32 protein-coding genes are annotated in these 25,943 nt (G+C 66.7%); 10 read left to right on the top strand and 22 right to left on the bottom strand.

The window, feature by feature from the left end; translation table 11 throughout:
* Positions 1-260: 260 nt before the first annotated feature.
* From ELY12_RS09435 to rplU, 3 genes are all read right to left on the bottom strand, one after another.
* The gene (locus ELY12_RS09435) at positions 261-794 is read right to left on the bottom strand and encodes a GNAT family N-acetyltransferase (protein ID WP_126176436.1); all 534 of its coding nucleotides are present in this window, start codon (positions 792-794) and stop codon (positions 261-263) included.
* A 218-nt stretch (positions 795-1,012) separates the two neighbouring features.
* Positions 1,013-1,282 carry a 50S ribosomal protein L27 gene (gene rpmA / locus ELY12_RS09430; protein WP_126176435.1) on the bottom strand — a complete coding sequence of 90 codons (270 nt, stop codon included), beginning with the start codon at positions 1,280-1,282 and terminating at the stop codon, positions 1,013-1,015.
* A 16-nt stretch (positions 1,283-1,298) separates the two neighbouring features.
* The gene (gene rplU, locus ELY12_RS09425; RefSeq protein ID WP_126176434.1) at positions 1,299-1,841 is read right to left on the bottom strand and encodes a 50S ribosomal protein L21; all 543 of its coding nucleotides are present in this window, start codon (positions 1,839-1,841) and stop codon (positions 1,299-1,301) included.
* A 180-nt stretch (positions 1,842-2,021) separates the two neighbouring features.
* On the opposite strand from rplU, the gene ELY12_RS09420 reads away from it, so the two are divergent.
* Positions 2,022-2,522: a hypothetical protein gene (locus ELY12_RS09420; RefSeq protein WP_126176433.1), complete on the top strand. Its 501-nt coding sequence runs from the start codon at positions 2,022-2,024 to the stop codon at positions 2,520-2,522.
* Here the strand turns inward: ELY12_RS09420 and ELY12_RS09415 are convergent.
* Genes ELY12_RS09415 through ELY12_RS09375 form a run of 9 tightly spaced genes read right to left on the bottom strand, consistent with a single transcriptional unit; the run spans position 2,519 to position 8,218 of the window.
* The gene (locus ELY12_RS09415; protein ID WP_126176432.1) at positions 2,519-2,968 is read right to left on the bottom strand and encodes a molybdenum cofactor biosynthesis protein MoaE; all 450 of its coding nucleotides are present in this window, start codon (positions 2,966-2,968) and stop codon (positions 2,519-2,521) included. The genes ELY12_RS09420 and ELY12_RS09415 overlap by 4 nt on opposite strands.
* 3 nt (positions 2,969-2,971) lie before the next feature.
* Positions 2,972-3,214, bottom strand: a complete 243-nt coding sequence (locus ELY12_RS09410) for a MoaD/ThiS family protein (RefSeq protein WP_126176431.1) — start codon at positions 3,212-3,214, stop codon at positions 2,972-2,974.
* 4 nt (positions 3,215-3,218) lie between these two features.
* Positions 3,219-4,202, bottom strand: a complete 984-nt coding sequence (gene moaA, locus ELY12_RS09405; protein WP_126176430.1) for a GTP 3',8-cyclase MoaA — start codon at positions 4,200-4,202, stop codon at positions 3,219-3,221.
* 5 nt (positions 4,203-4,207) lie between these two features.
* Positions 4,208-4,546 (bottom strand): Rossmann fold domain-containing protein, encoded by a 339-nt coding sequence (locus ELY12_RS09400; protein ID WP_126176429.1) that lies wholly within the window; start codon positions 4,544-4,546, stop codon positions 4,208-4,210.
* Positions 4,543-4,917, bottom strand: a complete 375-nt coding sequence (locus tag ELY12_RS09395; protein WP_126176428.1) for a dihydroneopterin aldolase — start codon at positions 4,915-4,917, stop codon at positions 4,543-4,545. Before ELY12_RS09395 ends, ELY12_RS09400 begins: the two co-directional genes overlap by 4 nt.
* A gap of 9 nt (positions 4,918-4,926) precedes the next feature.
* Positions 4,927-5,520: a TMEM175 family protein gene (locus tag ELY12_RS09390; RefSeq protein ID WP_126176427.1), complete on the bottom strand. Its 594-nt coding sequence runs from the start codon at positions 5,518-5,520 to the stop codon at positions 4,927-4,929.
* Positions 5,517-6,419: a class I SAM-dependent methyltransferase gene (locus ELY12_RS09385; protein ID WP_126176426.1), complete on the bottom strand. Its 903-nt coding sequence runs from the start codon at positions 6,417-6,419 to the stop codon at positions 5,517-5,519. Before ELY12_RS09385 ends, ELY12_RS09390 begins: the two co-directional genes overlap by 4 nt.
* Complete coding sequence (gene thrC / locus ELY12_RS09380; RefSeq protein ID WP_126176425.1) at positions 6,419-7,819, bottom strand: threonine synthase; 1,401 nt, start codon at positions 7,817-7,819, stop codon at positions 6,419-6,421. The genes ELY12_RS09385 and thrC overlap by 1 nt, the downstream gene beginning before the upstream one ends.
* A gap of 54 nt (positions 7,820-7,873) precedes the next feature.
* Entirely contained in the window at positions 7,874-8,218 is a 345-nt protein-coding gene (locus ELY12_RS09375; protein ID WP_126176424.1) for an ArsR/SmtB family transcription factor, read from the bottom strand.
* A 48-nt stretch (positions 8,219-8,266) separates the two neighbouring features.
* Here ELY12_RS09375 and ELY12_RS09370 point away from each other — a divergent pair, with 48 nt between their 5' ends.
* Complete coding sequence (locus tag ELY12_RS09370; protein ID WP_126176423.1) at positions 8,267-8,728, top strand: SRPBCC family protein; 462 nt, start codon at positions 8,267-8,269, stop codon at positions 8,726-8,728.
* On the opposite strand, the gene ELY12_RS09365 is transcribed toward ELY12_RS09370, so the two are convergent.
* From ELY12_RS09365 to ELY12_RS09350, 5 genes are all read right to left on the bottom strand, one after another.
* A complete protein-coding gene (locus ELY12_RS09365) occupies positions 8,729-9,313 on the bottom strand; it encodes an SURF1 family protein (protein WP_241229804.1) in 585 nt (194 codons plus the stop codon).
* A gap of 28 nt (positions 9,314-9,341) precedes the next feature.
* Positions 9,342-10,169, bottom strand: a complete 828-nt coding sequence (locus tag ELY12_RS09360) for a cytochrome c oxidase subunit 3 (RefSeq protein ID WP_126176422.1) — start codon at positions 10,167-10,169, stop codon at positions 9,342-9,344.
* Positions 10,170-10,239: 70 nt separating this feature from the next.
* Positions 10,240-10,794, bottom strand: a complete 555-nt coding sequence (locus ELY12_RS09355) for a cytochrome c oxidase assembly protein (protein ID WP_241229803.1) — start codon at positions 10,792-10,794, stop codon at positions 10,240-10,242.
* Positions 10,795-10,816: 22 nt separating this feature from the next.
* The gene (locus ELY12_RS14575; RefSeq protein WP_277600244.1) at positions 10,817-10,939 is read right to left on the bottom strand and encodes a hypothetical protein; all 123 of its coding nucleotides are present in this window, start codon (positions 10,937-10,939) and stop codon (positions 10,817-10,819) included.
* Positions 10,936-11,853 (bottom strand): heme o synthase, encoded by a 918-nt coding sequence (locus ELY12_RS09350; RefSeq protein ID WP_126176420.1) that lies wholly within the window; start codon positions 11,851-11,853, stop codon positions 10,936-10,938. Before ELY12_RS09350 ends, ELY12_RS14575 begins: the two co-directional genes overlap by 4 nt.
* Positions 11,854-12,168: 315 nt before the next feature.
* Here ELY12_RS09350 and ELY12_RS09345 point away from each other — a divergent pair, with 315 nt between their 5' ends.
* The gene (locus tag ELY12_RS09345; protein ID WP_126176419.1) at positions 12,169-14,643 is read left to right on the top strand and encodes a polyamine aminopropyltransferase; all 2,475 of its coding nucleotides are present in this window, start codon (positions 12,169-12,171) and stop codon (positions 14,641-14,643) included.
* 15 nt (positions 14,644-14,658) lie between these two features.
* On the opposite strand, the gene ELY12_RS09340 is transcribed toward ELY12_RS09345, so the two are convergent.
* From ELY12_RS09340 to coxB, 3 genes are all read right to left on the bottom strand, one after another.
* Complete coding sequence (locus ELY12_RS09340; RefSeq protein WP_164549468.1) at positions 14,659-15,618, bottom strand: alpha/beta fold hydrolase; 960 nt, start codon at positions 15,616-15,618, stop codon at positions 14,659-14,661.
* 72 nt (positions 15,619-15,690) lie between these two features.
* Positions 15,691-17,412, bottom strand: a complete 1,722-nt coding sequence (ctaD, locus tag ELY12_RS09335; RefSeq protein ID WP_126176418.1) for a cytochrome c oxidase subunit I — start codon at positions 17,410-17,412, stop codon at positions 15,691-15,693.
* A gap of 29 nt (positions 17,413-17,441) precedes the next feature.
* Positions 17,442-18,563, bottom strand: a complete 1,122-nt coding sequence (gene coxB, locus ELY12_RS09330; RefSeq protein ID WP_126176417.1) for a cytochrome c oxidase subunit II — start codon at positions 18,561-18,563, stop codon at positions 17,442-17,444.
* A 185-nt stretch (positions 18,564-18,748) separates the two neighbouring features.
* Here coxB and pyrE point away from each other — a divergent pair, with 185 nt between their 5' ends.
* Genes pyrE through ruvX form a run of 7 tightly spaced genes read left to right on the top strand, consistent with a single transcriptional unit; the run spans position 18,749 to position 24,097 of the window.
* Positions 18,749-19,330 carry an orotate phosphoribosyltransferase gene (gene pyrE / locus ELY12_RS09325; protein WP_126176416.1) on the top strand — a complete coding sequence of 194 codons (582 nt, stop codon included), beginning with the start codon at positions 18,749-18,751 and terminating at the stop codon, positions 19,328-19,330.
* Complete coding sequence (locus ELY12_RS09320) at positions 19,327-20,070, top strand: pyridoxine 5'-phosphate synthase (RefSeq protein WP_126176415.1); 744 nt, start codon at positions 19,327-19,329, stop codon at positions 20,068-20,070. The genes pyrE and ELY12_RS09320 overlap by 4 nt, the downstream gene beginning before the upstream one ends.
* Entirely contained in the window at positions 20,067-20,468 is a 402-nt protein-coding gene (gene acpS / locus ELY12_RS09315; RefSeq protein ID WP_126176414.1) for a holo-ACP synthase, read from the top strand. The genes ELY12_RS09320 and acpS overlap by 4 nt, the downstream gene beginning before the upstream one ends.
* Positions 20,426-21,343 carry a signal peptidase I gene (lepB, locus tag ELY12_RS09310; RefSeq protein ID WP_126176413.1) on the top strand — a complete coding sequence of 306 codons (918 nt, stop codon included), beginning with the start codon at positions 20,426-20,428 and terminating at the stop codon, positions 21,341-21,343. Before acpS ends, lepB begins: the two co-directional genes overlap by 43 nt.
* Complete coding sequence (locus tag ELY12_RS09305) at positions 21,340-22,443, top strand: AI-2E family transporter (protein ID WP_241229801.1); 1,104 nt, start codon at positions 21,340-21,342, stop codon at positions 22,441-22,443. The genes lepB and ELY12_RS09305 overlap by 4 nt, the downstream gene beginning before the upstream one ends.
* On the top strand, positions 22,443-23,630 hold the full coding sequence (locus ELY12_RS09300; RefSeq protein WP_126176412.1) for a DUF3089 domain-containing protein: 1,188 nt from the start codon (positions 22,443-22,445) through the stop codon (positions 23,628-23,630). Before ELY12_RS09305 ends, ELY12_RS09300 begins: the two co-directional genes overlap by 1 nt.
* Positions 23,612-24,097 carry a Holliday junction resolvase RuvX gene (gene ruvX, locus ELY12_RS09295; protein ID WP_126176411.1) on the top strand — a complete coding sequence of 162 codons (486 nt, stop codon included), beginning with the start codon at positions 23,612-23,614 and terminating at the stop codon, positions 24,095-24,097. The genes ELY12_RS09300 and ruvX overlap by 19 nt, the downstream gene beginning before the upstream one ends.
* Here the strand turns inward: ruvX and ELY12_RS09290 are convergent.
* Positions 24,094-24,789, bottom strand: coding sequence for an NAD(P)H-binding protein (locus ELY12_RS09290; RefSeq protein WP_126176410.1), 696 nt, complete (start codon positions 24,787-24,789; stop codon positions 24,094-24,096). The two genes, ruvX and ELY12_RS09290, sit on opposite strands and share 4 nt — an antisense overlap.
* Positions 24,782-25,942, bottom strand: a complete 1,161-nt coding sequence (locus ELY12_RS09285; RefSeq protein WP_126176409.1) for a deoxyguanosinetriphosphate triphosphohydrolase — start codon at positions 25,940-25,942, stop codon at positions 24,782-24,784. The genes ELY12_RS09290 and ELY12_RS09285 overlap by 8 nt, the downstream gene beginning before the upstream one ends.
* Position 25,943 lies beyond the last annotated feature (1 nt).

The raw sequence follows: 25,943 nt of genomic DNA, 5'->3' as shown, positions 1-25,943 counted from the left end.
ATCCCAGCGAAGCCGGAGGCGTGCGAAGCACAAAGCTGGGATCTCGTGCCGCCGAGCTCGGCGCCTGAGGGCACGAGACCCCAGCCTACGCTGGGGTGACGAATACACTTTTGATCCCCATGTACTCCGTCGGCCCGGGCTTGACCCGGGCCAGTGCTTCTCTTTGCGAGGTCGGCAAGGAAGCACCACCCCGGAACAAGTCTCCTTCGGAGAGCTGCGCTTCCCGGGGCGAGGCCAGTATTCGGATCAAATCCCTGACCTCACGCCGCGCGCATTTGCGGCGCTGCGTCGGCATCCAGGTCGAGCACGTACTCGTGCGCCGCGACTTCCTCGCCCCGCGCACAGCTCAACCGCGGACGCGTCACGCCCGTCGGCACGAAGCCCAGCTTGCGCAGCACCCGCCCCGAAGCGGGATTGTCGACGAAGTGCCCGGCGTTGACGCGCCGGTGCCCCAGCAGCCGCGCCACTTCGAGTACGCCGCCGGCCGCCTCGGTCGCATAGCCCCGCCCCCAATAGGGACGCGCGATCCAATAGCCGACCTCAGCCTCGCTGTGATGATCGCCGAGCCCCGCGGACCCGACCACGCGGCCGCTCGCGGATTCAACCACGAGGAAGTGCGGGCGACACGGATCCTGCGCCTTTGCGGCGAACGCGCGCGCCTCGTCGGGCCCATAGGGCCACGGCGCGCGTGCGAGATTGCGCACGACGCCTTCGTCGGCGATGCCGCCCAGGACGGCTTCCCAGTCCTCGGGCCACGCGGGCCGCAGGAACAGCCTTGTCGTACGATGGAACACGTCGTTTCTCCCTTGTGCCCCGCGCTCGCCCGCTAGGGCGTTCGCGTGACAGTCTCATGGCGGCGCTTCTGCGAGGGCGCCGATTGCACGAGGGAGATACGACCAAGGGAGACATGGCCTCCCGATTGCTCGGGCTGGCCCCATCTCCCTCTACGTGCCGGTTCTTGAGTCCCGGCGGGGGGCCATCCCGTGGACGGCCCCGTTATCGGTCCGTCCGGTTATTCCGCGGCTTGGGCCATCATGTCGACCGACACGTATTTGCGGCCGAGCTTGCCCGAGTGGAATCGCACGCGGCCGCCGGTAAGGGCGAACAGGGTGTGATCCTTGCCCATGCCTACGCCGGTGCCCGGGTAGAACTTGGTCCCGCGCTGACGCACGATAATGTTACCCGGCACCACTTCCTGGCTGCCGAACTTCTTGACGCCGAGGCGACGGCCCGCGGAGTCGCGGCCGTTGCGGGACGAACCGCCTGCTTTTTTATGTGCCATTGTCTCGTCCTAACTCTTATTCGCTGTCGGTCTTCGGAGCGGCCTTCTTGGCCGGCGCCTTCTTCTTGGGGGCCGCATCGACCTGGCCTTCGCCGGCGGTGCCGGTGTCCTTGGCAGGCGCCGCAGCCTTGGGCTTGGTCGCCTTCGGCGCGGCAGCCGGCTTGGCGGCCTTGTCGGCCTTCGGCGCAGCTTCGGTGGCCGGAGCGGCTTCGGTCTTCGGAGCGGCCTCGGCCTTCGGGGCAGCCTTCTTATCGGACTTCGAATCGCCGACCGAGACGATGCGCAGCAGGGTCATCTGCTGGCGGTGGCCCGCCTTGCGGCGATAGTTGTGCCGGCGGCGCTTCTTGAAGACGGTGACCTTCTCGCTCTTCGCCTGCGCGATGATCTCGGCCGAGACGACGACCTTGGCCGCGTCGGCCAGGTTGTCGCCTTCGCCGGCGACAAGCACGTCGCCCAGCGTGATGGTCGAACCGGCGTCGCCCGCCAGCTTTTCGACCGCGATCTTGTCTCCGGCGGCAACCCGGTACTGCTTGCCGCCCGTGCGCACTACTGCGAACATGGTAAGGTTCACTTCCGACTATGTGTGTGGCCGCCCATGGCAAGGCGACGAGACCGGGAAACCCATATGGGTCCCGGAAAGATGAGCGCCGCTAAAGGAAAGGGGCGGGCAAGTCAACGCCCGGATCGCGCGTTTCGCGAACCGCTTCCCACTTGGGCCGGCCATGCTAAGGACGACGCCGTGACCGCCGCCTCGCGCCTTCTCGCCATCGCCCCGGTAACCCTGCTGGCCGCCTGCGCAAGCTCGGGCGACTATCCCTCGCTCGCCCAGCGTCCGGCGGAACGGGTCGAGGGCACGCTGACTCCCGCCGCCCCCGACGCGACTCCTGCACCACCTCCCGCTCCCAGCGCCGACCTGGTCGAGCGCCTCGCCGCCTTGCGCGGAGAAGCCGCCGCGCGGCACGCCGAATTCACTGCCGCGCTCCCGGTAGCCCAGAGGCTCGCCAACGCGGCAGGCTCGACCGGCAGCGATAGCTGGGCCAGCGCACAGGTCGCTTTGGCCGATCTCGATTCGCTGCGCAGCCGGGCCGCGGTCTCGCTGGCCGATCTCGACACCTTGTGGGTCGATGCGACACTCGATGGCGGGGCCCGCGAGGCGATCGGCGCGACTCGCAGCGAGGTTGAATCACTTGTGCGGCAAGAAGACGAGGCGCTCGCCCGCCTGCGCGCCCGCGTCGGCTAGGTACTCCACCGAGCCAAATCGGCATGATCTTCGGGCCGTGGCTCGATCCAATGCCACTCCCCGCTGCGCTGCTCCCGCTTCCAGAACCAAGCCGCGGACTTCAGGTGATCCATCACGAAGTCCACCGCCTCGATCGCCGCCCGCCGGTGCTTCGCCGCCGCGGCGACCAGCACGATCGGCTCACCCGGCCGCATCACGCCGACCCGGTGCCAGAGCAGCAGACCATCGAGCGGCCAGCGCGCCAGCGCCGCTCGGGCGAGCTCCTCCATCCCTGGCAACGTTAGCGGTTCATAGTGACTGAGCTCCAGCGCAGTCACCCCATTCCCGGGCCGCACATGACCGACGAAGCTCGCGATCCCCCCGCTCTCACGAAAGGCGACAGTGAAAGCGCCAAATGCTTGGTCCGGCGCGAACGGCTCATCGAGCAGCCTGATGTCCAACCTCATGCCTCACCCCCCGCTGACCGGAGGCAGCAGGGCAACCTCGTCCCCGTCGACCGCATTAAGTTGCGACTTATCCGCCACAAGGTTCCCGCCGCACGCAACGCGGACGCGATCATCCTGCAGCGCGTCGCGGACGGACGATGGCACGGCCTGGAGCAGCACCTGCCAGTCCATCGGACCGGGGAGCGCCATCTCATCGCGCTCGGCGAGATCGCGCAATCGCCCCAGGAACACCACCCGAACGCTCACGCAATTAGCCGCCGGTGACAGACATGTGCCGCTCGACTGCGGGGCCAGCTCCTTGCGCAATCGCAAAGCTGTGCCGCTCGGGCTTCACACGCATGGCCTGATCGAGCGCGTGCGACAGCGCAGTGTCCGGCTCGTCCGATCGTAGCGCCGCTCGCAGATCGATCGCTTCGGCGGCGCCCAGGCAAGGATGCAACTGCCCGGTAGCGGTCACCCGCAACCGATTGCAGCCGGCGCAGAAGTTATCGCTCAGCGGAGTGATGAAGCCGAGGCGCCCACCGGTTTCCGCGACGTCGAAATAGCGTGCCGGCCCGCCGGTGCGATGGGTCGATGGCAGCAGCGTCCAACGTTGCTCCAGCTCGCGGCGAACCTCCGACAGCGGCACGAACTGCTCGGTGCGCGGCTGAGCGATCTCGCCGAGCGGCATGACCTCGATCAGGGTCACCTGATGGCCTTGGCCGTGCGCCCAGGCGATCAGATCGGACAATTCGGGCAACCCGTCGCGCAGCGCCACGACGTTGATCTTGACCGCGAGGCCAGCCTCGCGCGCGGCGGCTACGCCTTCGAGCACCTGCGGCAGGCGGTCGGCGCCGGTCAGCTCGGCAAATCGTGCACAGTCGAGCGTGTCGAGCGACACGTTGATCCGCCGCACGCCGGCTGCAGCCAGCGCATCGGCATGCGCGGCGAGTTGGGTGCCGTTGGTCGTCATCGTCAATTCGTCGAGGCCGCTGCCGACCGCTCGGCCAAGTGACCGGACAAGGTCCATCAGATCGCGCCGCACCAGCGGTTCGCCGCCGGTGATGCGGATCTTGCGCACCCCCCGCGCCATGAACGCGAGCGCGAGCCGATGCAGCTCCTCCAGCGTCAGCAGTTCGCGGCGCGGCAGGAAAGTCATCTCGCGCGGCATGCAATAGGCGCAGCGCAAGTCGCAGCGGTCGGTCACCGAGAGCCGCAGGTAGGTGATCCGCCGTTGAAAGCCATCGACCAGCATGGCGCTCAGTCTAACGGATCGCCCGCGCCGTGACCATCGAGCGGCAGATATTGCCCGGTCACGCCGGGCGCGGCAGTAAGGTAAGCGAGGGCTGCGGTGATCGCGCGCTCGTCGTCGCTGGCAATCACGTTCACCCGCTTCGGCGCCACCGCCCGCGCAAGATCACGCGCTGCCGCCCGACGCCAGTCTGCATGGTCGTAGGGCGCTGGCGGCAGTACAACCGCCAGCACGTCCCCCTGATCGAGAAGGGACTGCGCGCGGCCGCGCCACTCGCCGTGAAACGTCGCCGCGGCATCGAGCGCGCTGTCAGGCAGCGCATCGATCCGCAGCACCGCTTGGCTCACCCGCGACGCTCGCGCGTCAGCGTCATGCCGATCATCTCCGTCCCCTCGGCGATGGCAAGCTTGACGATTTTGACCGTCACCGCCTCCACCCGCTGGTCCCCGACAAATAGCGTGTCGCAGATATGGTCGGCCACCGACTCGATCAGCTTAAAATGCAGCCCTGGGGTCAGTGCCTCCGTCGCGGCGAACTTCAGGTCCATGTAGTTCTTGCTGGCCGAGAGCGGCGTGTCGGGCGCGTAGTGCGGCGCAGGCTTGAGGCGGGCCGACACAGAGATGCGCAGCGGCTGCGGCTTACCGGTCTCCTCCGAATAGATCCCGGTGAGCACATCGACTTCAAGGTCGGCCACTTCGAGGATCAGCGAATCGTCCATTGCGCGCACCTAGCCGGTCCGGTCTTCACGTTCGACCTCGCGTTCGATCCGGCGATCGGGCACAACCCACATCAGCGCGGTTGCCGCAAAAAACGCCACTCCGATCCATGGATCGACGAACCACGCCGAGGCGATCCCAGCGAGGTAGAGCGCCGGCGAGACCTTGCCCTTGAAGTCATTGCCCAAGGCGCGGGCCAGCGTGCCGCCCTCACCCTGCACACTGACGATGCGCCGCTCGAGAATGTAATAGGCAATCGCACACGCGAGCAGATCGAGGCCGTAGAAAATCGTCGGCCAGCGATCGAACTCGTTCTCGCCCATCCACGCCGTCGTGAACGGCAATAGCGAGAGCCAGAACAGCAGGTGCAGGTTCGCCCACAGGATGCTGCCGGTGGCCTCGTCGGCCGCCGCCATCAGGTGATGATGATTGTTCCAGTAGATGCCGATGTAGATGAAACTCAGCACGTAGCTCGAGAATACTGGCCACAATCGCCCCAGCGAGCCGAGCAAGGCATCGTGCGGGACCTTCAGCTCCAGCACCATGATGGTGATGATGATCGCGAGCACGCCGTCGCTGAACGCTTCGAGGCGGCTCGTGCTCATGAATGGCCGTTAGCAGGGTTCGACCAGCGCGCGAAGATGGCGGTCGGAAGCAGGCGGCCGTCCTCGCCGTCTTCGCGGACTGCGAGATCGCCGTGCTCGATAGTCCCGGGCAGGTCGCCGAACAGTTCCGCCAACAACCCGGCGATCGCCAGGCTACTCATCCGCACCGCATAGACTGTGAGAAACAGGAAACGGCTGTCCGCATCGAGCAGGCGGCGGCAATCGGCGACCAGGGGGGCGAGATGCTCCTCGATGCGCCAGGTTTCGCCGTTGGGGCCGCGGCCGAACTTGGGTGGGTCGAGGATGATGCCGTCGTAGCGCTTCTCTCGCCGCACTTCGCGCGCGGTGAACTTGGCCGCGTCATCGATCAGCCAGCGGATCGGGCGGTCCTCCATGCCCGACAGCGCGGCGTTTTCGCGCGCCTGGGCAACCGACTTCTTGCTCGCATCGACATGGGTGACGGGGCCGCAAGCGCTCAACGCAAGGCTGCCGACGCCGGTGTAGCCGAACAGGTTGAGCGTCTGCGCGTCAGTCTTGCCGGCAAGCTGGCCCCGCATCCAAGACCACACAGGCGCCATGTCGGGGAAGAAGCCGAGATGGCGAAACGGGGTGCATTGCGCGGTGAAGCGCACATCGTTCCACGCAAGCGGCCAGCCTTCGGGCGGCACCGCGCGTTCGAACTGCCAGCGGCCGCCGCCCTCCTCGTCCGAGCCAGGCACGAACTCGCCGTCGGCTTGCCAGTCGACCATGCGCGGCGACCACATTGCCTGCGGTTCGGGGCGAATGAAGCGGCGCGGGCCGTAGCGCTCAAGCTTGCGCCCATGGCCGCTGTCGACGAGCCCGTAGTCGGACCACCCCTTGCCCGCCAGGATCAGCGGCTGCTCGGCAAGGGTCGCCATCAGGCAGCGGGCGTCGCGCGCTCGGCGATGTAGGCGCGGACCGCCGCATAGTCGCCGGGAAGCTCGTCGTAGCGTTCCTCGCGCGCGAACAGGTCCCCAATGCGCGCGGGGAGCTGCGGGCGTTGCCCGGTGGCGCGCTCGACCGCGTCGGGAAACTTGGCCGGATGCGCGGTCGCGAGCGTGACGATCGGTACGGCGGAATCGAGATCGGCGGCGCGGGCGGCATGGAGCGCGATCGCGGTGTGCGGATCGATGATCTGGCACGCCGCCTCGCGCGCCCACCGCATCGCCTCGGTCATGTCCGATGGTTCAGCGCGGGCGCTCGTGAGTAGCTCCGACGCACCCTGGCGCTGCGCATTGGTCAGCCGCATTGCCTTGCTCGCCTCAAACCCGCGCATCTGGTCGGCCAGCGCAGCGCCATCGCGACCGCCGGCGTCGAACAGCAGCCGCTCGAAGTTCGAGCTCACCTGAATGTCCATGCTCGGCGCCGCGGTGGGCGTCACCTCGCCGGTCGAGTAATCCCCGTCCGACAGTGCGCGGTGGAGAATGTCGTTGACGTTGGTCGCGACGATCAGCCGCTCGATCGGCAGGCCCATGTGCGCCGCGACATGGCCGGCGAACACATCGCCGAAGTTCCCCGTCGGCACGCTGAACGCGACCTTCCGCTCCGGCGCGCCAAGCTGCAACGCAGCGGCGAAATAATACACGACCTGCGCCATCAGCCGGGCCCAGTTGATCGAGTTGACCGCGCCGATGTGAAAGCGCCTCGTCAGCTCGGGATCGGCAAACATGCGCTTCACGTGTCCCTGCGCGTCGTCAAAACTGCCTTCGATGGCGATATTGTGCACGTTGGGCGCTCGCACGCTGGTCATCTGGCGGCGCTGCACGTCGCTCACCCGGCCCTTGGGATGAAGCATGAAGATCTCGACGCCCTCGCGGCCCGCGACTGCATCGATTGCCGCGCTGCCGGTATCGCCGCTGGTCGCGCCGACGATGGTCAAGCTCTTGCCGGTGCGGCCGAGGAATTCCTCGAACAACAGGCCGAGCAGCTGGAGCGCTACATCCTTGAAGGCGAGCGTCGGCCCGTGGAACAGCTCGAGCAGCCACTGGCGCTCGTCGAGCTGGACCAAAGGGGTGACCGCGGCGTGGGCGAAGCGACCATACGCCGCGGTGGTCAGCTCAAGCAGTCGTTCGGGCGTCAGGCTGTCGCCGACGAAGGGTTGCATGACCCGCGCTGCAAGCTCGGCATAGGGCAGGCCACGGAGCGCCGCGATTTCGTCGTTCGAGAATCGCGGCCACTCGCGCGGAACATAAAGGCCGCCGTCGCTCGCCAGGCCCGCGAGCGTCACGCCTTCGAAATCGAGCGCCGGCGCGCTGCCCCGGGTGGAGACGTATTCCATCGCCGCCGCGCCTAGCCGCGCGCGCACCGACCGGCAAGCAAGCCTCGCTTGCCGTCAGGCGTCGGTTTTCTTCTCGGCGCGTTCGAGCTCGGTCTTGAGCCGCAGCAATCCGCTTGCCGCCGACGCGGCATGCGGGCCGATCCAGCGCTCGTGGATCGCCTGGATCGGCGTCGCATCGAGGTAGTTGAACCGCTCCCGCCCCTTGCGCACCGCGACCACAAGCCCTGCGTCTTCGAGCACGCGCAAATGCATCATCACGGTCGTGCGATCGAGGTCGGGAAAGTGCGCGCTGAGCTGGTTGGTGGTCAGCGGCCGCAACGCGAGCGCGTCGCAGATCGACCGACGCACCCGGTTGGCGAGCGCCTTGAACACCGCGTCGAGATCGCGTTCGCTTGACATGTTATATTTCTATAACATATTCCCAAGCGACTCAACAGGAGATGCATGATGGATCTCAAGTTCAGGGTGTTCGCGAACGTCGCCCGCCCGGTGCACGAGGTGTTCGAGGCGGTTGCAGACCCCGATCAGCTATCGCACTACTTCACCACCGGCGGTGCCAAGGGCCGGCTAGAACAGGGCGCGACGGTCACGTGGGACTTCGCCGACTTTCCCGGCGCGTTTCCGGTCAAGGTGGTCGAGGTCGTGCCGGACGAGCGCATCGTCCTGGAATGGAAAGCCAACGATCCGTCCGCGGGCCGCGACTACGATACGACCGTGACGATGACTTTCAAGCCGGTGGATGGGGACACGGAGCGGACTTTGGTCGAGATCGCCGAGGAAGGCTGGCGCGAGACTGAAGGTGGTCTCAAGGCCAGCTATGGCAACTGCATGGGCTGGGCGCAGATGGTCGCCGCGCTCAAGGTGTGGGTCGAGCATGGCATCAATCTGCGCGAAGGCATGTACAAGTAGCTAGGCCCCCTCACGCCAGCGCTTTCTGAGCGCGAGGGCGTAGATCACCAGCGCGGTGGCGGCGAACAGGAACCACTGCACCGCGTAGGACAAGTGATTGTTCGGCACATCGCGGGGGTCAGGCGCGGCGAGTTGAGCAAGGCCCGCTTGCGGCGGCGCGGCGACGAGGCGAACGCCGTCCTTGCCCGAAGGTCCGACGAAGCCGGTCACCTCACCGCCCTGCCAGGCGACTGTGCGCGGGTCGCTCGACCAGCCGAGCGCGACATCCGCCGCGCTTCCATCCGTAAGCACGCAATGGGCGATGTGCGCCCAGCCCGTCTCGCCAGACTGCGAGTGGCCGGCGCGTTCGTCGATCCCGGTGATTCTCGCGCAGTTGAGCTCCGAATGGCGATAGAGCGCCAGCTCCCGCTCGGCCGCCGACTTCGGCCACGGCGCCTCCGAAGACATCGTCAGCGAGCGGTTGTAGCGAGCGAGCTGCGCTTCCTTCTCGCCGAGGCGATCGAGCTGCCAGAAGCCCAGCCAGATCATCACCCCGACTGCCGCCGCCACCAAAAGCGTCGGCAGGATGGGCACGCGCCGGATCATCGGCGCGGCCACCGTTCACCCAGAGGCATCAGTGGATCGGCGCGCCCCAGCCGCCCCAGACGTAGACGACGACGAACAGGAACAGCCACACCACGTCGACGAAGTGCCAATACCAAGCCGCCGCTTCGAAACCGAAGTGCTGCTGCGGGGTGAAGTGGCCCTTATAGGCACGGACCAGGCAGACGATCAGGAAGATCGTTCCGACCAGCACGTGGAAGCCGTGGAAGCCGGTCGCCATGTAGAACGCCGAACCGTAGGTATTCTCGCCGAAGTTGAACGGCGCGTGGGCGTATTCGTAGGCCTGGATGCTGGTGAACAGCATGCCGAGCAGGATGGTCAGCCACAGGCCCTTCTTAAGGCCGTCGCGGTCACCGTGGATCAGGCAGTGGTGCGCCCAGGTGACGGTGGTGCCCGAGCATAGCAGGATCAGCGTATTGAGCAGCGGCAGATCGAACGGATCCATCACCGCCTCGATCGCCCTGGGCGGGAATTGCCCGCCGACGACTTCGCTCAGCTCGCTGGGGAACAGCGAGAAATCGAAGAACGCCCAGAACCAGCCGAGGAAGAACATCACTTCCGAAGCGATGAACAGGATCATGCCGTAGCGCAGGTGCAGCTGCACCACCGGGGTATGATCTCCGGCCTGCGCTTCCTTGACGATGTTGGAGAACCAGCTGAAGAAGGTCGCGATCAGCCCGGCGATGCCGAGGCCGAGCACGATCGGCCAACCGCTCAGCGTGTCGCGGTGCATGAACAGCACCATGCCGCTGGTGAAGGTCAGCGCCGAAAGCGAGCCGATCAGCGGCCAGATGTCGGGCGGCAGGATGTGGTACTGGTGGTTCTTGGCGCCGGCCATGTGAATTCTCGTCCCTGATCGAGCGGTTACGCCCCGCCCTTAGTGCGCGTGAAAGGCGCGGTCCAGTGGCCTATTGCGGCACATCCGGAGCGCGGTGGAAAGTGTAGCTCAAGGTGATCTGCTGTACCGGCGCCGCATCCGGATCCTGCGCCATCGCGGGATCGACGAAGAACAGCACGGGCATGTGCACTTCCTCGCTGGGCTGGAGCGTCTGCTCGCTGAAGCAGAAGCACTGCACCTTGTTGAAATAGGAGCCGGTTTGATCGGGCGAGACGTTGAAGCTCGCCTGGCCGGTGACCGGCACGTCCGAATTGTTCTTGGCGTAGTAGAACGCCATCTGCCGCTGGCCGAGCTTGACCGTCTTGGTCACCTGTTCGGGGCGAAAGGTCCACGGCAGGTTGGCGTCGACATTGGCGTCGAACCGCACCGAGACGGTACCGCCGACCTTCGCCCCGGCTTTCTCGGCTGCCGCCGCCTCACCGGTCGTGGCACGCTGGGTGGTGCCGCCGAAGCCGGTCACCTGACAGAAGATGCGATAGAGCGGCACCGCGGCGAAGCCGAGCGCCAGCATCGCCAGCGCCACCAGCGCGGCGATCAAGGCGACGCGAGCGTTGCTCTTCTGCATGGGCGCGGCGCTCGCCATCGCGTCAGCCCATCTTCACGATCGTGAGCGCGTAGAACAGGATCACGAAGAACACGAGCACGGCGCCCAGCGCGAGGTTGCGGCCCTTGCGCCGCTGCTTGAATTCGATCTCTTCTTCGGGGGTCATGCGAGCAGCCCCTGCCCGTAAACCAGCCGGTCCGCAACCAGCGCGGCGAACAGCGCGAAGAGGTAGAGCACCGAGAAGCCGAACAGCCGCTTTTCGGGCTTCATCCGGTCGCCCTCTTCGGATCGGCGCAGCGCGACCGGGCCGGCTAGAACGATAAAGGCCAGGCTGAGCGCGATGGCGATTGCGCCATAGATCACACCGGTGCCGCCGATGAACCACGGCGCGGCCGCGACCGGCAGCAGCAGCACGGCATAGGCCATGATCTGGCGGCGCGTGCTCGCCTCGCCCTTCACTACCGGCATCATCGGAATCCCGACCTTGGCGTAATCGCTCTGCACGAACAGCGCGAGCGCCCAGAAGTGCGGCGGGGTCCACATGAAGATGATCGCGAACAGCAGCACCGGCATCAGCGTGATGTGCCCGGTCACCGCGACCCACCCGATCATCGGCGGGAACGCGCCGGCGCCGCCGCCGATGACGATGTTCTGCGGCGTGCGGGGCTTGAGCCAGATGGTGTAGATCACCGCGTAATAGACGATCGAGATCGCGAGGATGATCGCCGCCAGCCAGTTGACCGCGATGCCCATCAGTCCGACCGAGGCGACCGACAGCGCAATTCCGAAATCGCGCGCATCGGTCCGCCGCACCCGTCCGCCGGGGATCGGGCGCTTGGCGGTGCGCTTCATGCCGCTGTCGAGATCGGCCTCCCACCACTGATTAAGCGCCGCCGCGCCGCCCGCGCCCATCGCGATGCACAGCACGGCGATGAAGCCGATCAGCGGGTGAATATAGCCGGGTGCCGCCAGCAGCCCGCACAGGCCGGTGAAGATCACCAGGCTCATCACGCGCGGCTTGGTCAGCGACAGGAAGTCGCGCCAGTCGGTCGGCAGGTAAAGGGCGGCGGAGTCGGTCATGCGGGAATGGGCGCGCCTATAGGGCGCAATGTAGGACTTGTCACACTTGTCACACTGTCCTGATGACAAAATCCGGCCCGCCGGAAACACGGCTCGTTGGCATGAACAAAGGCGTCTGTCGGCCGGATCATCGGTCGACGTTGGCACAGGCGGCGGGCTGTAGGAAACCGGGATTGCCCGCGTTCACGCGGAAAGGATCTTCCGGGCCGACGCCCATCGCAAGGCGGACCTCACTCACAACCAAAATTCCACGCTTAAGAACAAATTAACCGTAAAGCCCGAAGGACTGGGGGTACATTGGACGGGGGTCGCGAAATGCTTGTTTTCGATTTGAGGCGCGGTGTGGGCGTCGGCCTGGTGTGCGCTTCCGCGCTGATCTTCCAGGTTTTCTTCACGCGCATCTTGAGCGTGATCCTGACCGAACAAGTCATTCTCATGGCGATCTCGTTTGCGCTTCTCGGGATGGGCGCGGCGGCGACTTACGTCAGCACGCGCGACGACTATCGGCCCATCACCGACAAGCGGATGGCGATTCTCGCCGTCGCCCTGACGGTCAGCTATCTGGCGGCATTCTATCTCAGCTCGCTACTCAGCGGTGCCTACAACCGAGAGATCGACGCGACCGTCACCAAGAGCGGCGGCGCGGGCCTGTTCGCCATGTTGCAGGGCACCATGCTGGAGAACATGTGGTTGCTAGGCGCCATCCTGGTCATCCCGTTCGGGCTCTTCGGGTTGTTCGTCGCCTCCGTGTTCCGCTCGGCGCGGCAGGAAGACTATCACCGCTTTTATGGCGCCGATCTGGTCGGCGCTTCGATCGGCGCCATGGCGTCGATGTTTGCGCTCGACGCCTGGGGCTTTCAGGGCGGCCTTGGTTTGACACTCATTACCGCAGCCACTGCGGCGGTTCTGTTCGCTGCCGGCCAATCGAAGGCGATGGGAGCCGGCTTCTCGGCGCTAGCCGCACTGGCCGCCGCGATCAGCGTTACGCCGGCAGTCAGCCAGATTCTCGAGCCGCGGCCGGCAAGCGCGTTGCTCTCCCGCAATTTCGACGATGACCGGACCAGCAAGGAATTGTGGTCGCGCTGGAATGCCCACTCGCGCGTCGCGCAGCTGCAGATCGACTACAAGGATGGCACGCGCGACGAAGTCTATGCGCACGAAGGCGGGGACGGTTGGGCGATGGCCAAGCCGGCCAAGCCCGACAAGATGTACAAGCTCGCTGCGACGCTCGAGCCGAAGGACATCCTCGTCCTGTTCGCGGGCGTCGGCCAGGACATGCGCCAGTTGGACACCGCCTGCGAAGGCAAGTGCAACATCACCGGCGTCGAGATCAATCGCGACATGGTCGAGCACGAGCTTGCGGTGCGACCCTCTACCCGTGCGTTCCTGGCCAAGCCCAACATTCAATTGAAGGTGGCCGAGGCGCGCGAATACCTCGAGCGCGACCACCGCAAGTACGATTCGATCCTGCTGTCTTGGTGGGGTGCGGGCACGTCGTTCTTCCTGGGCACGTCCGGCCAGTTGGCCGAGCACCTGTACACCAAGGAAGCGATCGAATCGCTGATGGACCACCTCACGCCCGACGGCACGATCGTGTTCTTCAACGGGAGCAAGATCCAGCTGGTGAGCACGATCGCGACGATCGCTCGCGAACAGGGAATGGACGATCTGCGTGACCGCCTGGTTCTCATGCGGCCCACCCAACTGGTCGAAAGCAATTCCGCCGGCTTCTACGACACGCCGGAATCGATGCGGATGCTGTTCAAGCCGTCCGGGTTCACCCCTGCGGACATCGCGAAGGTGGAGGGCTTCGCGAGGTCGGTCGACATGACCATCGTCGTGGGACCCGACACGCTGGTTCGCGGCTACGAGCCGTACGCGCAGCTTATCGGCGGCATGCCGATAGCGGAGGTCAACAAGACCCTGCGCAGTCGCTACGGCATCGAGGTTTCGGTACCGACCGACGCGCGTCCCTTCGTCAACGACCTCAATCCGCGGGCCGACTACTTCGACATCGCGCATCTCATCGCCGGCGGTGCGGGTGAACGTCCCGCGTGGCTGTGGGTCCGCAACATCTTCCTGTTCATCGTCATTCTGTCGGTCATTTCATGCTTCCTGGTGCTGGCGCCGGTGAGCCGCCGTGGGAAGGCCAAGTGGTCTCCGCGCAATACGCACTACCTTATCTATTTCGCCGCGATCGGAGCCGGGTTCATGCTGATCGAGGTGGGCCTGCTGCGGAAACTGGGGCTGCTCCTCGGGCATCCCTCGTACGCCATCTCGGTGGTGCTCGCCTCGCTGATCCTGTCGACCGGCGTCGGCTCTCTCGTCGCGCCGAGACTGGTGGCGCGAGGCGTCACGCTTCGCACCCTGGCGCTGTTCGTGATGGCGTACCTGCTAGCGTTCGTAGTGGCCTATCCCGCCGTATTCCCAACCGTCGTGGCACTGCCGTTCGCCGCCAAGGCCGCGATCAGCATCATGGCGATCTTCCCGCTGGGTATCGCGCTGGGGCAGTTCTTCCCGCGGGGTCTGGAAGCTGCGGGAGCCGAGGATGTGAACTTGGTGCCGTGGGCGTGGGCCGTGAACAACACCCTGTCCACCATCGCTTCGGCGGTGGCCGTCTACCTCAGCTTCCCGCTCGGCTTCGACTGGATCCTGTTGCTCGGCGGCTCGGTGTATCTGCTGATCTTGCTTACGGAACGCCGGACTGCGAGCGCGCCGATCGCTAGCGACGCGCCAATAGCGATCAGCGCTGGACCCGGCACCGGCGCACAGCCGATTGCCGCAGGGTAATCGGCCCGTCGCCGTCTAGAGGCGCGCCAGCCAGTCGAGCAGCAGACGGTTGACCTCCTCGGGCCGCTCCTGCTGGGTCCAGTGGCCGACGCCTTCGAGCACGTGGCCTTCGACCTTGGGCGCGAACATGCGCATCATCGCTACCGGATCGGCAACCGCGCCGAACAGCGTGGTCGCGGGGTCGCGGTCGCCGCCGATGAACAGGCATGGCTGCTCGATCCGCTTGCCCGCGTAAGCCTGCAGCCATTCGTAGTCGCGCTCGTGGTTGCGATAGCGGTTGAGCGGGCCGCGGAAGCCGCTCTGGCTGAATTCGCGGCCGTAGAACTGGATGTCCTCGGTGGTCAGCCACGGCACCGGCTGCGGATCGGGCAGGCCGTCGAGGAACTTGGCGCCGAGCGGCTTGTCCCAATAGGCGCCGGGTTCGACATCGCCGCTGATCGAGTACATCATCCGGTGGACGAAATGCTCGGGGTCGGCCTCCGCTTCGGCCTCGGCGACGCCGGGTTCCTGGAAGTATTCCTGGTAGAAGAACCGGCCCTTCGAAGTGAAGTGCTCGCGGAAGACCTCGGTGAAGGGGCGGCTCGGCACACCCGCGAACGGCACCGACAGGCCGGCCACCGCCGAGACCCGATCCGGGTTGGTGAGCGCGGTGTTCCACACGATTGGGGCGCCCCAATCGTGGCCGACGAGGATCACCGGCTCGCCCGGCTGCAGCGCGTCGGCGAGCCCGATCAGGTCGGCGGCGATCTTCTCGAGGGTGTAGTCGGCGACCTCGGGCGGCTTGTCCGATCCGCCGTAACCGCGCACGTCGATCGCGCAGGCGGTGTAGCCGGCCGCCGCAACCGGATCGATCTGGTGACGCCACGAGTACCAGCTTTCGGGAAAGCCGTGAACAAAGATCACCAGCGGCCCGGTCCCCTCCATCGCGCAGCGCAGTGTCGCGTGACCGGTATCGATCAGGCGCATCTCAGGCATCGTCATCCCTCCCAAAGCAAACGGCCGGCCCCATAAGGGACCGGCCGCTCGTGTTCCGTCAAGCCGTGAAAGTCAGGCCGTAGCCGGGGCCGCCGGCGGCAGGTGGTTGTGATAGTCGTGGTCGTCGTCGATCACCGGCAGTGTTTCGAACTGGTGATACGGCGGCGGGCTGGTCAGCGACCATTCGAGCGTGGTCGCACCCTCGCCCCAATAGTTCGGCGCGGCCTTCTTGCCCGCGGTGAACGCGTAGATCAGGTTGACGAAGAAGAAGATCATCGACCCGGCCATGATCATGTAGCCGATCGTGCTGACGTGGTTCCAGTGCTCGAACGCCAGCGCGTAGTCGGGATAGCGGCGCGGCATGCCGTTCAGCCCGAGGAAGTGCTGCGGGAAGAAGATCACGTTCACGCCGATGAAGAAGCCCCAGAAGTGCAGGTGCGCCAGCAGCTCCGAGTGCATCCGGCCGCTCATCTTCGGAAACCAGTAGTAGAAACCCGCGAACAGCGAGAACACCGCGCCCATCGACAGCACGTAGTGGAAGTGCGCGACTACGAAGTAGGTGTCGTGCACCACGTCGTCCACGCCGCCGTTGGCGAGGTAGACGCCGGTCACGCCGCCGACGGTGAACAGGAAGATGAAGCCGATCGACCACACCATCGGGCTCTTGAACTCGATCGAGCCGCCCCACATCGTGGCGATCCAGCTGAAGATCTTCACGCCGGTGGGCACCGCGATGACCATCGTCGCCGCAGTGAAGTACATCTTCTCGTTCACGCTGAGGCCGGTGGTGAACATGTGGTGCGCCCACACGATGAACCCGACCACGCCGATCGCGACCATCGCGTAAGCCATGCCGAGGTAGCCGAACACCGGCTTGCGGCTGAAGGTCGCAACGATCTGGCTGACCATGCCGAAGCCCGGCAGGATCATGATGTACACTTCGGGGTGACCGAAGAACCAGAACAGGTGCTGGTAGAGGATCGGGTCGCCGCCGCCCGACGCTTCGAAGAAGGTCGTGCCGAAGTTGCGGTCCGTGATCAGCATGGTGATCGCCGCGGCGAGCACCGGCAGCGCCAGCAGCAGCAGGAACGCGGTGACCAGGATCGACCACACGAACAGCGGCATCTTGTGCAGGGTCATGCCCGGCGCGCGCATGTTGAAGATCGTGGTGATGAAGTTGATCGCGCCCATGATCGACGCCGCGCCCGCAAGGTGCAGCGCGAAGATCGCGAAGTCGGTCGCGGGACCGACCGAGCCCGAGGTCGAGAGCGGCGCGTACACCGTCCAACCTGTGCCCGAGCCGAGGCCGGTCGCGTCACCCGGCATGAACAGCGAGATGCTGAGCGAGGTGAAGCCGGCCACCGTGAGCCAGAACGAGATGTTGTTCATGCGCGGGAACGCCATGTCCGGCGCGCCGATCATCAGCGGCACGAACCAGTTGCCGAAGCCGCCGATCATCGCCGGCATGACCATGAAGAACACCATGATCAGGCCGTGCGCGGTGATCAGCACGTTCCACGCGTGGAGGTTCGCTTCAAAGCTGGCCTCGCCGCCCCACATATTGACCCAGCCGCCCAGCACCTGGATGCCCGGTTCCATCAGCTCGGCGCGCATCACGCCCGAGATCGCACCGCCGACGATGCCCGCGAAGATTGCGAAGATCAGGTAGAGCGTGCCGATGTCCTTGTGGTTCGTGGACATGAACCAGCGGGCGAAGAAGCCAGGCTTGTGATCCGCGTCATGATGCGCATGATCGTCGTGGTGAGCCTGGAAGTGGTCGGCGGTAGTGGCCATGAGCGGTGTCTTTCGAACTTCGAATTGGGTCAGGCGGCGGGCTTGGCGGCGGGAGCCGCAGCCGTGGCGGCCGCGCTGGCGGTCGTGTTGGCGGGCGCGCCGACGGGCTGCTGGGCCGAGCTTTCCGGCTGCTGCAGCGGCGCCGCGGCGGGAGCCGCGGGCGCTTCCGGCTTGCCGACGGTGCCGCCCTGCGAGCGGACCCACGCCTCGAACTGCGGCCGTGGCACGGCTTCGACCGCGATCGGCATATAGCCGTGCTTGGCGCCGCACAGTTCAGAGCACTGGCCGTAGTAGATGCCCGGCTCTTCGATGAAGAGGCGCTTCTCGTTGAGACGGCCCGGAACGGCGTCGAGCTTGTACCACAGGCTCGGCACCGCGAACGAGTGGATCACGTCGGCGGCGGTGGTCTGCACGCGGATCCATTCGCCGACCGGCACGACCATGCGGTTGTCGACGCCGAGGTGGTGCGGCTCGCCGCGCTTCTCGGCTTCCTCGTCGGGCAGCATGTTCGAGATGACCTCGAACCCGCCGTTGTCAGGATAGGTATAGCCCCAGTACCATTGGTAGCCGGTGACCTTGACCGTCACCGCATCCTTGGGCGCCGACTGGTACTGCGCCGAAATCAGGCTGATCGAGGGCAGGGCGATCGCGACCAGGATCAACACCGGCAGCAGCGTCCAGGCCACCTCGATCGCGGTGTTGTGCGTGGTGCGCGAGGGCACCGGATGCGCGCCCTTGCGGAAGCGGATCATCACGTACAGCAGCAACGCGAGCACGAAGAGGCAGATGATCGCCATCACCCACACGAGCGCCGAGTGCAGTTTGAACGCCTGACGCCCGGTCGGCGAGTACTGCGTCTGCACATCGAGCGCGCCGGGAGTCGGCACGCCCTTGATCCATTCCGGGCCGAGCGGCTTGTAGGCGCTGGCGCCCGGGGCGACCTTGTCGCTCGAGGCATCGGCCTTGTCGTCGACCGCACCGGCCGCTGCCGCGCCGGTCGCGTCGGCAGCGGGAGCAGCCTCGGTCGCGGCAGCCGGCTGGCTGGCGATCGACGCCGGCTCCTGAGCCAACGCCGCCTGCGGCGCGAGCGCCAGCAGCAGCGCAGCCCACAGCGGGGCGAGAATACGGGCGGTCGATTTGCCGAGGATCATCGGTGCGAAGCTTTCCGTCTTGCCTTGTTTTTGTTTCGCTTCCCCGCCCCTCATCACAGGCCGGAAACGCCCCTCTGGCAGGGGTTTGCGCGGGCCTATACGCGCGCTTGCCCCATGCCTCAAGCGCTTCTAGGGAGATTTTTGCCCGCCTTTTCCCCACTCATAAAGAGCGCAGCGATCCGCCGATGACCGACGAAGAAGTGCTGCACGAATTCCGCGAAGCCGAAGCGCTGCTGGAAGGCCATTTCCGCTTGTCGAGCGGGCGGCACAGCACGCATTACCTGCAATGCGCGCGCGTGCTGATGAATCCCGACCGCGCCGACCGGCTCGCCCGCGCGCTGTGCCAGAAGATCCCGCGCGAGGTGCGCGCCGAGATCGACGCGGTGGTCAGCCCGGCGATGGGCGGTCTCATCATCGGGCACGAGATGGGCCGCGCGCTGGGCAAGGACGCCATGTTCCTCGAGCGCCCGACCGGGACCTTCGAACTGCGCCGCGGCTTTCGGCTCGAACCCGGATCGAAAGTGCTGATGGTGGAGGACGTCGTCACCACCGGCCTCTCCAGCCGCGAGGCGATCGAAGCGGTCGCGCGCGAAGGGAGCGAGGTGATCGCCGAAGCCGCGCTGGTCGACCGTTCAAACGGCTCGGTCGATCTCGGCGTGGCTTTCTATCCACTTATCGCCATCAGCTTTCCCAGCTATGCCGACGACGAAGTGCCCCCTGCCCTTGCGGCGATTCCGGTGACCAAGCCCGGGAGCCGCGCGGCTTGAGCCTCCCGAGTGCTCAGGGGCGCCTGCGTCTCGGCGTGAACATCGACCACGTCGCCACCATTCGTAATGCGCGCGGCGGCGACCATCCCGATCCGGTCCGCGCGGCCGAGATCGTCGCGGCGTGCGGCGGCGACGGGATCACCGCGCACTTGCGGGAGGATCGCCGCCACATCCGCGACGCGGACCTCGCGCGGATCCAGGCCGCGACCGACCTGCCGCTCAACCTCGAGATGGCCGCAACCGACGAGATGCTGGAGATCGCGCTCAGGCACAGCCCGCACGCCGCGTGCATCGTGCCCGAGCGTCGCGAGGAGCGCACCACCGAAGGCGGCCTCGACGCCGCCGGCCAGCACAATCGCCTCGCCCCGATCGTCGCGCGGCTGGCCGACGCCGGCATCCGGGTCAGCCTGTTCATCGCGCCCGAGGAGCGTCAGATCGAAGCCGCGTTGCGTCTCAAGGCGCCGGTGGTCGAGCTGCACACCGGGGAATACGCCCACGCCACGGGCGATCGGGTGTCGGTCGAACTCGAGCGCATCGCCGACATCGCCGCGCTCGCCGCCAAGAACGGCATCGAGCCGCACGCCGGCCACGGCCTCACCTATGACAACGTCCAGCCGATCGCCGCCATCCCGCAACTCGCGGAGCTAAATATCGGACACTACCTCGTCGGCGAGGCGGTGTTCGTCGGGCTGGAAGCCGCGGTGCGCAAGATGCGCGAGTTGATGGACGACGCTCGGTGATCATTGGCCTCGGCTCCGACCTCACCAACATGGACCGCATCGCCAACTCGCTCGAGCGGTGGGGCGAGAGGTTCGAGGCGCGCTGCTTCACCGATGTCGAGCGTGCCAAGGCGGCGCGGCGGCCCTATACGCGCGTCGGCACCTTCGCCAAGCGGTGGGCGGCCAAGGAAGCTTACGCCAAGGCGGTCGGCACCGGGTTCAAGCGCGGGGTGTTCCACAAGGACATCGGCGTCGTGAACGCTCCATCGGGTGCTCCGACCCTCGCGCTCACCGGCGGGGCCGCCTTGCGGCTTGCCGAATTGACGCCGGAAGGCCATGAGGTGCGCATTCATCTGACCCTAACCGACGACCATCCATGGGCGCAGGCCTTCGTCGTCATCGAGGCTCTCCCCACTTGACCAGCTTGAGCGATACGCACCCCGTGAGCGAACCCGACAAGAAGCGCGAGAAGATCAACTGGCTCGCCGAGCTGCGCGGCCTCGCGCTGATGCTGATCGCGGTGCTGGCGTTCCATAGCCTGGTCGCCAAGCCGTTCTACATCCCCTCGACCTCGATGGTGCCGAACCTGATGGTCGGCGATCGGCTGGTGGTGTCGAAATATCCCTTCGGCTGGAGCTGGGTCTCGGCGAGCTTCCACGTCCTGCCGCGCAGCGAGGGCCGCGTGTGGCCGGCGACGCCGCAGTATGGCGACATCGTCATCGCCGTGCCGCCCGATCGCGACGAGGACTACATCAAGCGCGTGATCGGACTGCCCGGCGACCGCATCGCGGTAGTCAACGGCCAGGTGATCCTCAACGGCAAGCCGGTGCCGCAGAAGGTCGAGCCCGACATCCGCATCCCCGTCGATGCGCAGATGTGCGACGGCCGGCCGTGCCTGGAATACTGGGACAACTACCGCGTCCGCGGCGCGGACGGGAAGGACTACTACGAAGTGCCTGCGCTGCGAGAGACGCTGCCCAATGGCGCGACCTACCTGATCGTCGATACGCAGAACCAGATCCTCGACAACTATCCGGAAACACTGGTCCCCGAGGGCCACGTATTCCTGATGGGCGACAACCGCGACCATTCGGCCGACAGCCGCGCCGACACCTGGGAGCGCGGTCTCGGCGGGCCGGTGCCGCTCGCCAACGTCGGTGGCCGGGCGGAGTTCATCACCTTCTCGCTCGACGGGACGACGACCTGGAACCCCGCCACCTGGTGGAGCTCGCTGCGCGGCAACCGCGCCTGGACCACGCTCCGCCCCGCCATCGCGCATAGCGAGAAGCGATGACCGACGCGCCGTCGATGAAGGGGGAAGTCGCGGCCGATCCGATCGCGGGGGACGGCCCGGTAGGACCGAGCCCGACCCAGATCGAAAGCCCCGAGCTGCGGCGCGAGGCCAACCGGGCGCTGATCTGGGCGCTCGTCATCGGCCTGCTGGCGCTTGCAATCTACCTGTCGCAATCATTGCTCGTCGTGTTCGGCGCGCTGGTGATCGCGTGCATGCTCGATGGCGGCGCCCGCCTGCTCGGCCGCTGGGTGCCAATCGGCCGCGGTTGGCGGGTGATGATCGTGCTGGTCCTCGCGGTCGCCTTCATCACTTGGCTCGTGCAGTTCGCCGGCGCGCAGATCGCGGAGCAGGCGGCCGAGTTTCCCTCGCTGATCACCACCCAGCTCGGCCGGCTGGTCGCGTTCCTGCGCTCCAAGGGCATCGATATCGGGCAGGACGACCTGCAGAACCTTGCCAGCCAGGCGATGAGCGGGGTGGGCACCCTGGGCCGGGTGGTCGGCGGGTTCTTCGGTGCGATCACCACCGCGGTGCTGATGCTGACGATCGGCATCTACCTCGCGGTCGATCCGCGGCCCTACGAGCGCGGCCTGTCGTGGATGATCGCCGAGCGGCACCGCGAGCATGTCGCCGACACGCTCGATCACATGGCATTCAACTTGCGTCGCCTGCTCGCCGGGCGCCTGCTGGGCATGGTGGCGGAGGGCTTCTTCACCTGGGGTCTGCTGTCGCTGATCGGCGTGCCGATGGCCGCATTGCTGGGGCTCATCACCGGCATCCTAGCGTTCATTCCCAACATCGGCGCGCTGACCGCCGGCATCCTGATGACACTGGTCGGCTTCTCTGGCGGGACCGAGATGGGGCTGTGGACGATCGCCTCATACTTCTTCATCCAGACCTTCGACGGTTACGTGCTGGTGCCGCTGATCGCCAAGAAGACGGTCGACCTGGCGCCTGCCTTGGTGCTCGGCTTCCAGCTCATCATGGGCGTGTTGTTCGGGGTGCTTGGCCTGACCTTTGCCGATCCGATGCTGGCAATGATCAAGACCGCGCTCGAGCGGCGCGCGCACCGTATCCATAGCGAAGGGACGGCGTGGGGCTGATGGCGCGCAAGTTCCTGTATGCCGTCGCGCTCGTGATCTTCCTGTTCATCGCGGGGGCGATCGCGCTCAACATCTGGTCGAAGGAAGCGACCGAGTTGGCCTTCGTGCCGCGCGGCGAGTTTGTCTCGCAGCCCGCGCTCGACAGCAACGCCTATGCCGATCCCGCGATGTGGTACTCGCGCCCGGGCATGGGAGCGGCCGATCCGGCGCGCTACGTCCCGCAGGAAGATTCGTCGGCCGAGACACCGGCGGCCGAGCAGGCGCTGGCGCCCTCCCCCACGCCAAGCGCGACGCCCGCAGGATCCGGCTACGCGGTCTTCTTCGTCCATCCGACCAGCTATCTCCAGCCCGCCATCGGCGCCGACGCGCCGTGGAACGCTCCCCTGGGCGACAAGGATGCCGAAGCCCGCGCGCACCTGTTCTTGCGCGGCATGGCGAGCCCGTTCTCCGGCGCGGCCGAGATCTGGGCGCCGAAGTACCGGCAGGCGGTGTTCGGCGCGTTCCTGACCGACAAACCCGAGGCGAACCAGGCGCTCGACCTCGCCTACCGCGATGTGAGCCAAGCGTTCGACTTCTTCGTCGCGACCGCGCGCAAGGACGAGCCGATCGTGCTCGCCGGGCACAGCCAGGGCGCGTTGATGGTGCTGCGGCTACTGCGCGAAAAGGTGATCGGCACCCCGCTCGAGAAGCGGGTCGCGATGGTCTATCCAATCGGCTGGCCGATTTCGGTTGCGCACGACCTCCCCGCACTCGGCCTGCCCGCCTGCGCCACGCCCGACCAGGCCGGCTGCATCGCCACCTGGTCGAGCTTCGCCGAGCCTGCCGACCCGAGCCAGCTGCTCGAGCGCTTCACCGCCACGCCGGGCTTCGACGGACAGCCGCGCGGGGATGGACCCATCGTCTGCACCAACCCGATCACCGGCACCCTCAACGGCACGGCGCCGGCGGAGGACAATCTCGGCACACTGAAGCCCGCGAGCGACTTTTCCAGCGGCGAACTGATCACCGGTGTCGTGCCCGCGCGTTGCGACCCCACAACCGGCCTGCTGATGATCGGCGATCCGCCCGATCTCGGGCCCGGCGTGCTGCCGGGCAACAACTACCACGTCTATGACATCCCGCTGTTCTGGGCGAACCTGAAGGCGGACGTGACGCGGCGACTCGCGGCGTGGACCAAGGCGCACTGATCACCGACCGCGCTGGCGAATTCGCGGCGGCCCTGCCCGAGGGCGGTGTGCTGCTCGCGCTCGATCTCGGCACCCAGACCATCGGCACCGCATTGTGTGACGCCGGCTGGCGGTTCGCCAGCGCGGACAAGACCCTGCCGCGCGGCAAGTTCGGCCGCGACCGCGAGGTCCTCGCAGCACTAGTGGCGGCCCGGGGCGTGCGCGGGGTCGTCATCGGCCTGCCGCGCAACATGGACGGCAGCGAAGGGCCGCGCGCACAGGCATCGCGCGCCTACGCCCGCAATCTGTCAGCCGCACTGTCGCTGCCGGTCCTGTTGTGGGACGAGCGCTGGTCGACCACCAGCGCCGAGCGCTCGCTGATCGAGCAGGATATGAGCCGCGCCAAGCGCAAAGAACGGATCGACGCGCATGCCGCCGCGGTCATCCTCCAAGGCGCGATCGATGCGCTAGCTGGAGCGGCGTTCTAGTCCTCGACGGGCATCGGCAGCGTCGCGGCTGCGCGCAGCAGCGCATCGTTGTCGTGCACGAACCGGCCGCCCGCCCGCCGCAGCGCCAGCGCCATTGCAGCCTTGGCAACCAGTTCGGCCCGGATCGAGCGGTACTGCCGATAGCGGCCCTGCATCGCGAGATCGGCCAGCGGGCTGAGTGCGCTGCCGATCCGCTCCAACGGCCGCAGGTCGCCGATCCGGTGGCCCTTGAGCAGGCCGGGGCGCAAGATATCGAGCCGCTTGAACCGCATCCGCCCGAGCTCGCGCTCGACCTCGCCCTTGGTGCGCAGGTACCGGTTCTCGCTCATCGCGTCGGCGCCGGTCGAGCTGACTGCCACCAGCCGTTCGACCCCTGCCTCCCGTGCTGCGCGAGCGGTTGCCAGCACGAGATCGTGATCGACCGCGCGAAAAGCCTCTTCGTCGCGCCCCGCCTTGCGCCACGTGGTGCCGAGCGCGCAAATCAGCGCGGTCGGATGCACCGCCTCAAACACTTCGCCCCATTTCTCCGGATCGGCGACGAACATCTCCATCCGAGCGCCTTGCGGCAGCGGCGACTCGCGCCGCGCCACCGCGACCAACCGCAGGTCCTGCCGACCCACGGCGAGCTTCATCACCTCGCTGCCGATAAGCCCGGTCGCCCCGACCAGCGCGATCCGCACCGGATCAGACATTGCGCAACCCCTCGGGTGCGCGGCCGAAGATGCGCACGCACTGGTCGATAGCGTAGCGGTCGGTCATCCCGGCGATGAAGTCGGCGACATGGCGACTCCGCTCGGGTTCCTGCGGAGGCAGCGAAGCACGCCAGCCGTCGGGCATCGTGGCCGGATCCTGGTCATACGCCGCGAACAAGCGTGAAACGACATCGCGCGCCGCTTCGGCGGCGGCGACCTGCTCGGGGTGGTAATAGAGCTTGGCGTACATGAACGCCTTCAGCTCGCGCTCCGCGTTGGCGACCGGGTCGGAAAACGCCACCAGCGGCCCGGGATGGGCGCGCACTTCGGAAACGCTCTTCACGCCGGCGATGTTGCCCCGCGTCGTCTCCAGCAGATCGTTGACCATCGCGCCGATCTGGCTGCGCACCAGTTCGCGCAAGCGCTGTTCGGGCCTCGCGTTCGGGAAGCGCCGCTCGACCTCGCGATAGCGATCGGCGAGCAGCGGCAGCTCCAGCAAGTCGTCGAGCGTCAGGAAACCTGCGCGCAAGCCATCGTCGATGTCGTGGTTGTCGTAGGCGATATCGTCGGCGAGCGCGGCGACTTGTGCCTCCAGGCTCGGCCAGGCGCCGAGATCGAGCGGGAAGGCCGCATCGAGCTCGCTCAACGCCCAGTTCGGCGCGGCGACGGGGCCATTGTGCTTGGCGAGGCCCTCCAGCACGTCCCACGACAGATTGAGGCCCGGATGATCGCAGTACGGGCTCTCCAGCCGCATCACAGTCCGTAGCGTGTGAGCGTTGTGATCGAACCCGCCCCGCTCCGCCATCGCCGCTTCGAGCGCCGCCTCGCCCGCATGGCCGAAGGGCGGGTGACCGATGTCGTGCGCCAGGCACAGCGCTTCGGTGACATCCTCATCGAGCCCGAGCGCGCGGGCGATCACCCGCCCGATCTGCGAGACTTCCAGGCTGTGCGTCAGGCGCGTGCGATAGTGATCGCCGTCGGGCGCGATGAACACCTGGGTCTTGGAGCGCAGCCGGCGGAAGGCGATAGAGTGCACCACCCGGTCGCGATCGCGCTGGAACTCGCTCCTCGGACCCCGCGCACCCGCGCGGTCTTCTGCGAACTCACGCCCGCGTCCAGCAGCAGGGTCGGCGGCGTAGGGTGCGAGCGGCATG

This window comes from Tsuneonella rigui (assembly GCF_003958625.1).
In the GTDB taxonomy this organism is placed as follows: Bacteria; Pseudomonadota; Alphaproteobacteria; order Sphingomonadales; family Sphingomonadaceae; genus Tsuneonella; species Tsuneonella rigui.
The sequence above is the reverse complement of the archived record's forward strand: the minus strand, read 5'-3'. Positions and strand labels throughout refer to the sequence as shown.

Bases quoted from the DNA above. Each gene is read 5' to 3' on its own strand.
- rpmA (WP_126176435.1), bottom strand. From the start codon at position 1,282: ATGGCACATAAAAAAGCAGGCGGTTCGTCCCGCAACGGCCGCGACTCC.
- rplU (WP_126176434.1), bottom strand. From the start codon at position 1,841: ATGTTCGCAGTAGTGCGCACGGGCGGCAAGCAGTACCGGGTTGCCGCC.
- ELY12_RS09415 (WP_126176432.1), bottom strand. From the start codon at position 2,968: ATGAGGTTGGACATCAGGCTGCTCGATGAGCCGTTCGCGCCGGACCAA.
- moaA (WP_126176430.1), bottom strand. From the start codon at position 4,202: ATGCTGGTCGATGGCTTTCAACGGCGGATCACCTACCTGCGGCTCTCG.
- ELY12_RS09395 (WP_126176428.1), bottom strand. From the start codon at position 4,917: ATGGACGATTCGCTGATCCTCGAAGTGGCCGACCTTGAAGTCGATGTG.
- ELY12_RS09390 (WP_126176427.1), bottom strand. From the start codon at position 5,520: ATGAGCACGAGCCGCCTCGAAGCGTTCAGCGACGGCGTGCTCGCGATC.
- ELY12_RS09385 (WP_126176426.1), bottom strand. From the start codon at position 6,419: ATGGCGACCCTTGCCGAGCAGCCGCTGATCCTGGCGGGCAAGGGGTGG.
- thrC (WP_126176425.1), bottom strand. From the start codon at position 7,819: ATGGAATACGTCTCCACCCGGGGCAGCGCGCCGGCGCTCGATTTCGAA.
- ELY12_RS09375 (WP_126176424.1), bottom strand. From the start codon at position 8,218: ATGTCAAGCGAACGCGATCTCGACGCGGTGTTCAAGGCGCTCGCCAAC.
- ELY12_RS09370 (WP_126176423.1), top strand. From the start codon at position 8,267: ATGGATCTCAAGTTCAGGGTGTTCGCGAACGTCGCCCGCCCGGTGCAC.
- ELY12_RS09365 (WP_241229804.1), bottom strand. From the start codon at position 9,313: ATGATCCGGCGCGTGCCCATCCTGCCGACGCTTTTGGTGGCGGCGGCA.
- ELY12_RS09360 (WP_126176422.1), bottom strand. From the start codon at position 10,169: ATGGCCGGCGCCAAGAACCACCAGTACCACATCCTGCCGCCCGACATC.
- ELY12_RS09355 (WP_241229803.1), bottom strand. From the start codon at position 10,794: ATGCAGAAGAGCAACGCTCGCGTCGCCTTGATCGCCGCGCTGGTGGCG.
- ELY12_RS14575 (WP_277600244.1), bottom strand. From the start codon at position 10,939: ATGACCCCCGAAGAAGAGATCGAATTCAAGCAGCGGCGCAAGGGCCGC.
- ELY12_RS09350 (WP_126176420.1), bottom strand. From the start codon at position 11,853: ATGACCGACTCCGCCGCCCTTTACCTGCCGACCGACTGGCGCGACTTC.
- ELY12_RS09345 (WP_126176419.1), top strand. From the start codon at position 12,169: ATGCTTGTTTTCGATTTGAGGCGCGGTGTGGGCGTCGGCCTGGTGTGC.
- ELY12_RS09340 (WP_164549468.1), bottom strand. From the start codon at position 15,618: ATGCCTGAGATGCGCCTGATCGATACCGGTCACGCGACACTGCGCTGC.
- ctaD (WP_126176418.1), bottom strand. From the start codon at position 17,412: ATGGCCACTACCGCCGACCACTTCCAGGCTCACCACGACGATCATGCG.
- coxB (WP_126176417.1), bottom strand. From the start codon at position 18,563: ATGATCCTCGGCAAATCGACCGCCCGTATTCTCGCCCCGCTGTGGGCT.
- pyrE (WP_126176416.1), top strand. From the start codon at position 18,749: ATGACCGACGAAGAAGTGCTGCACGAATTCCGCGAAGCCGAAGCGCTG.
- lepB (WP_126176413.1), top strand. From the start codon at position 20,426: ATGGGCGCAGGCCTTCGTCGTCATCGAGGCTCTCCCCACTTGACCAGC.
- ELY12_RS09305 (WP_241229801.1), top strand. From the start codon at position 21,340: ATGACCGACGCGCCGTCGATGAAGGGGGAAGTCGCGGCCGATCCGATC.
- ELY12_RS09300 (WP_126176412.1), top strand. From the start codon at position 22,443: ATGGCGCGCAAGTTCCTGTATGCCGTCGCGCTCGTGATCTTCCTGTTC.
- ELY12_RS09290 (WP_126176410.1), bottom strand. From the start codon at position 24,789: ATGTCTGATCCGGTGCGGATCGCGCTGGTCGGGGCGACCGGGCTTATC.
- ELY12_RS09285 (WP_126176409.1), bottom strand. From the start codon at position 25,942: ATGCCGCTCGCACCCTACGCCGCCGACCCTGCTGCTGGACGCGGGCGT.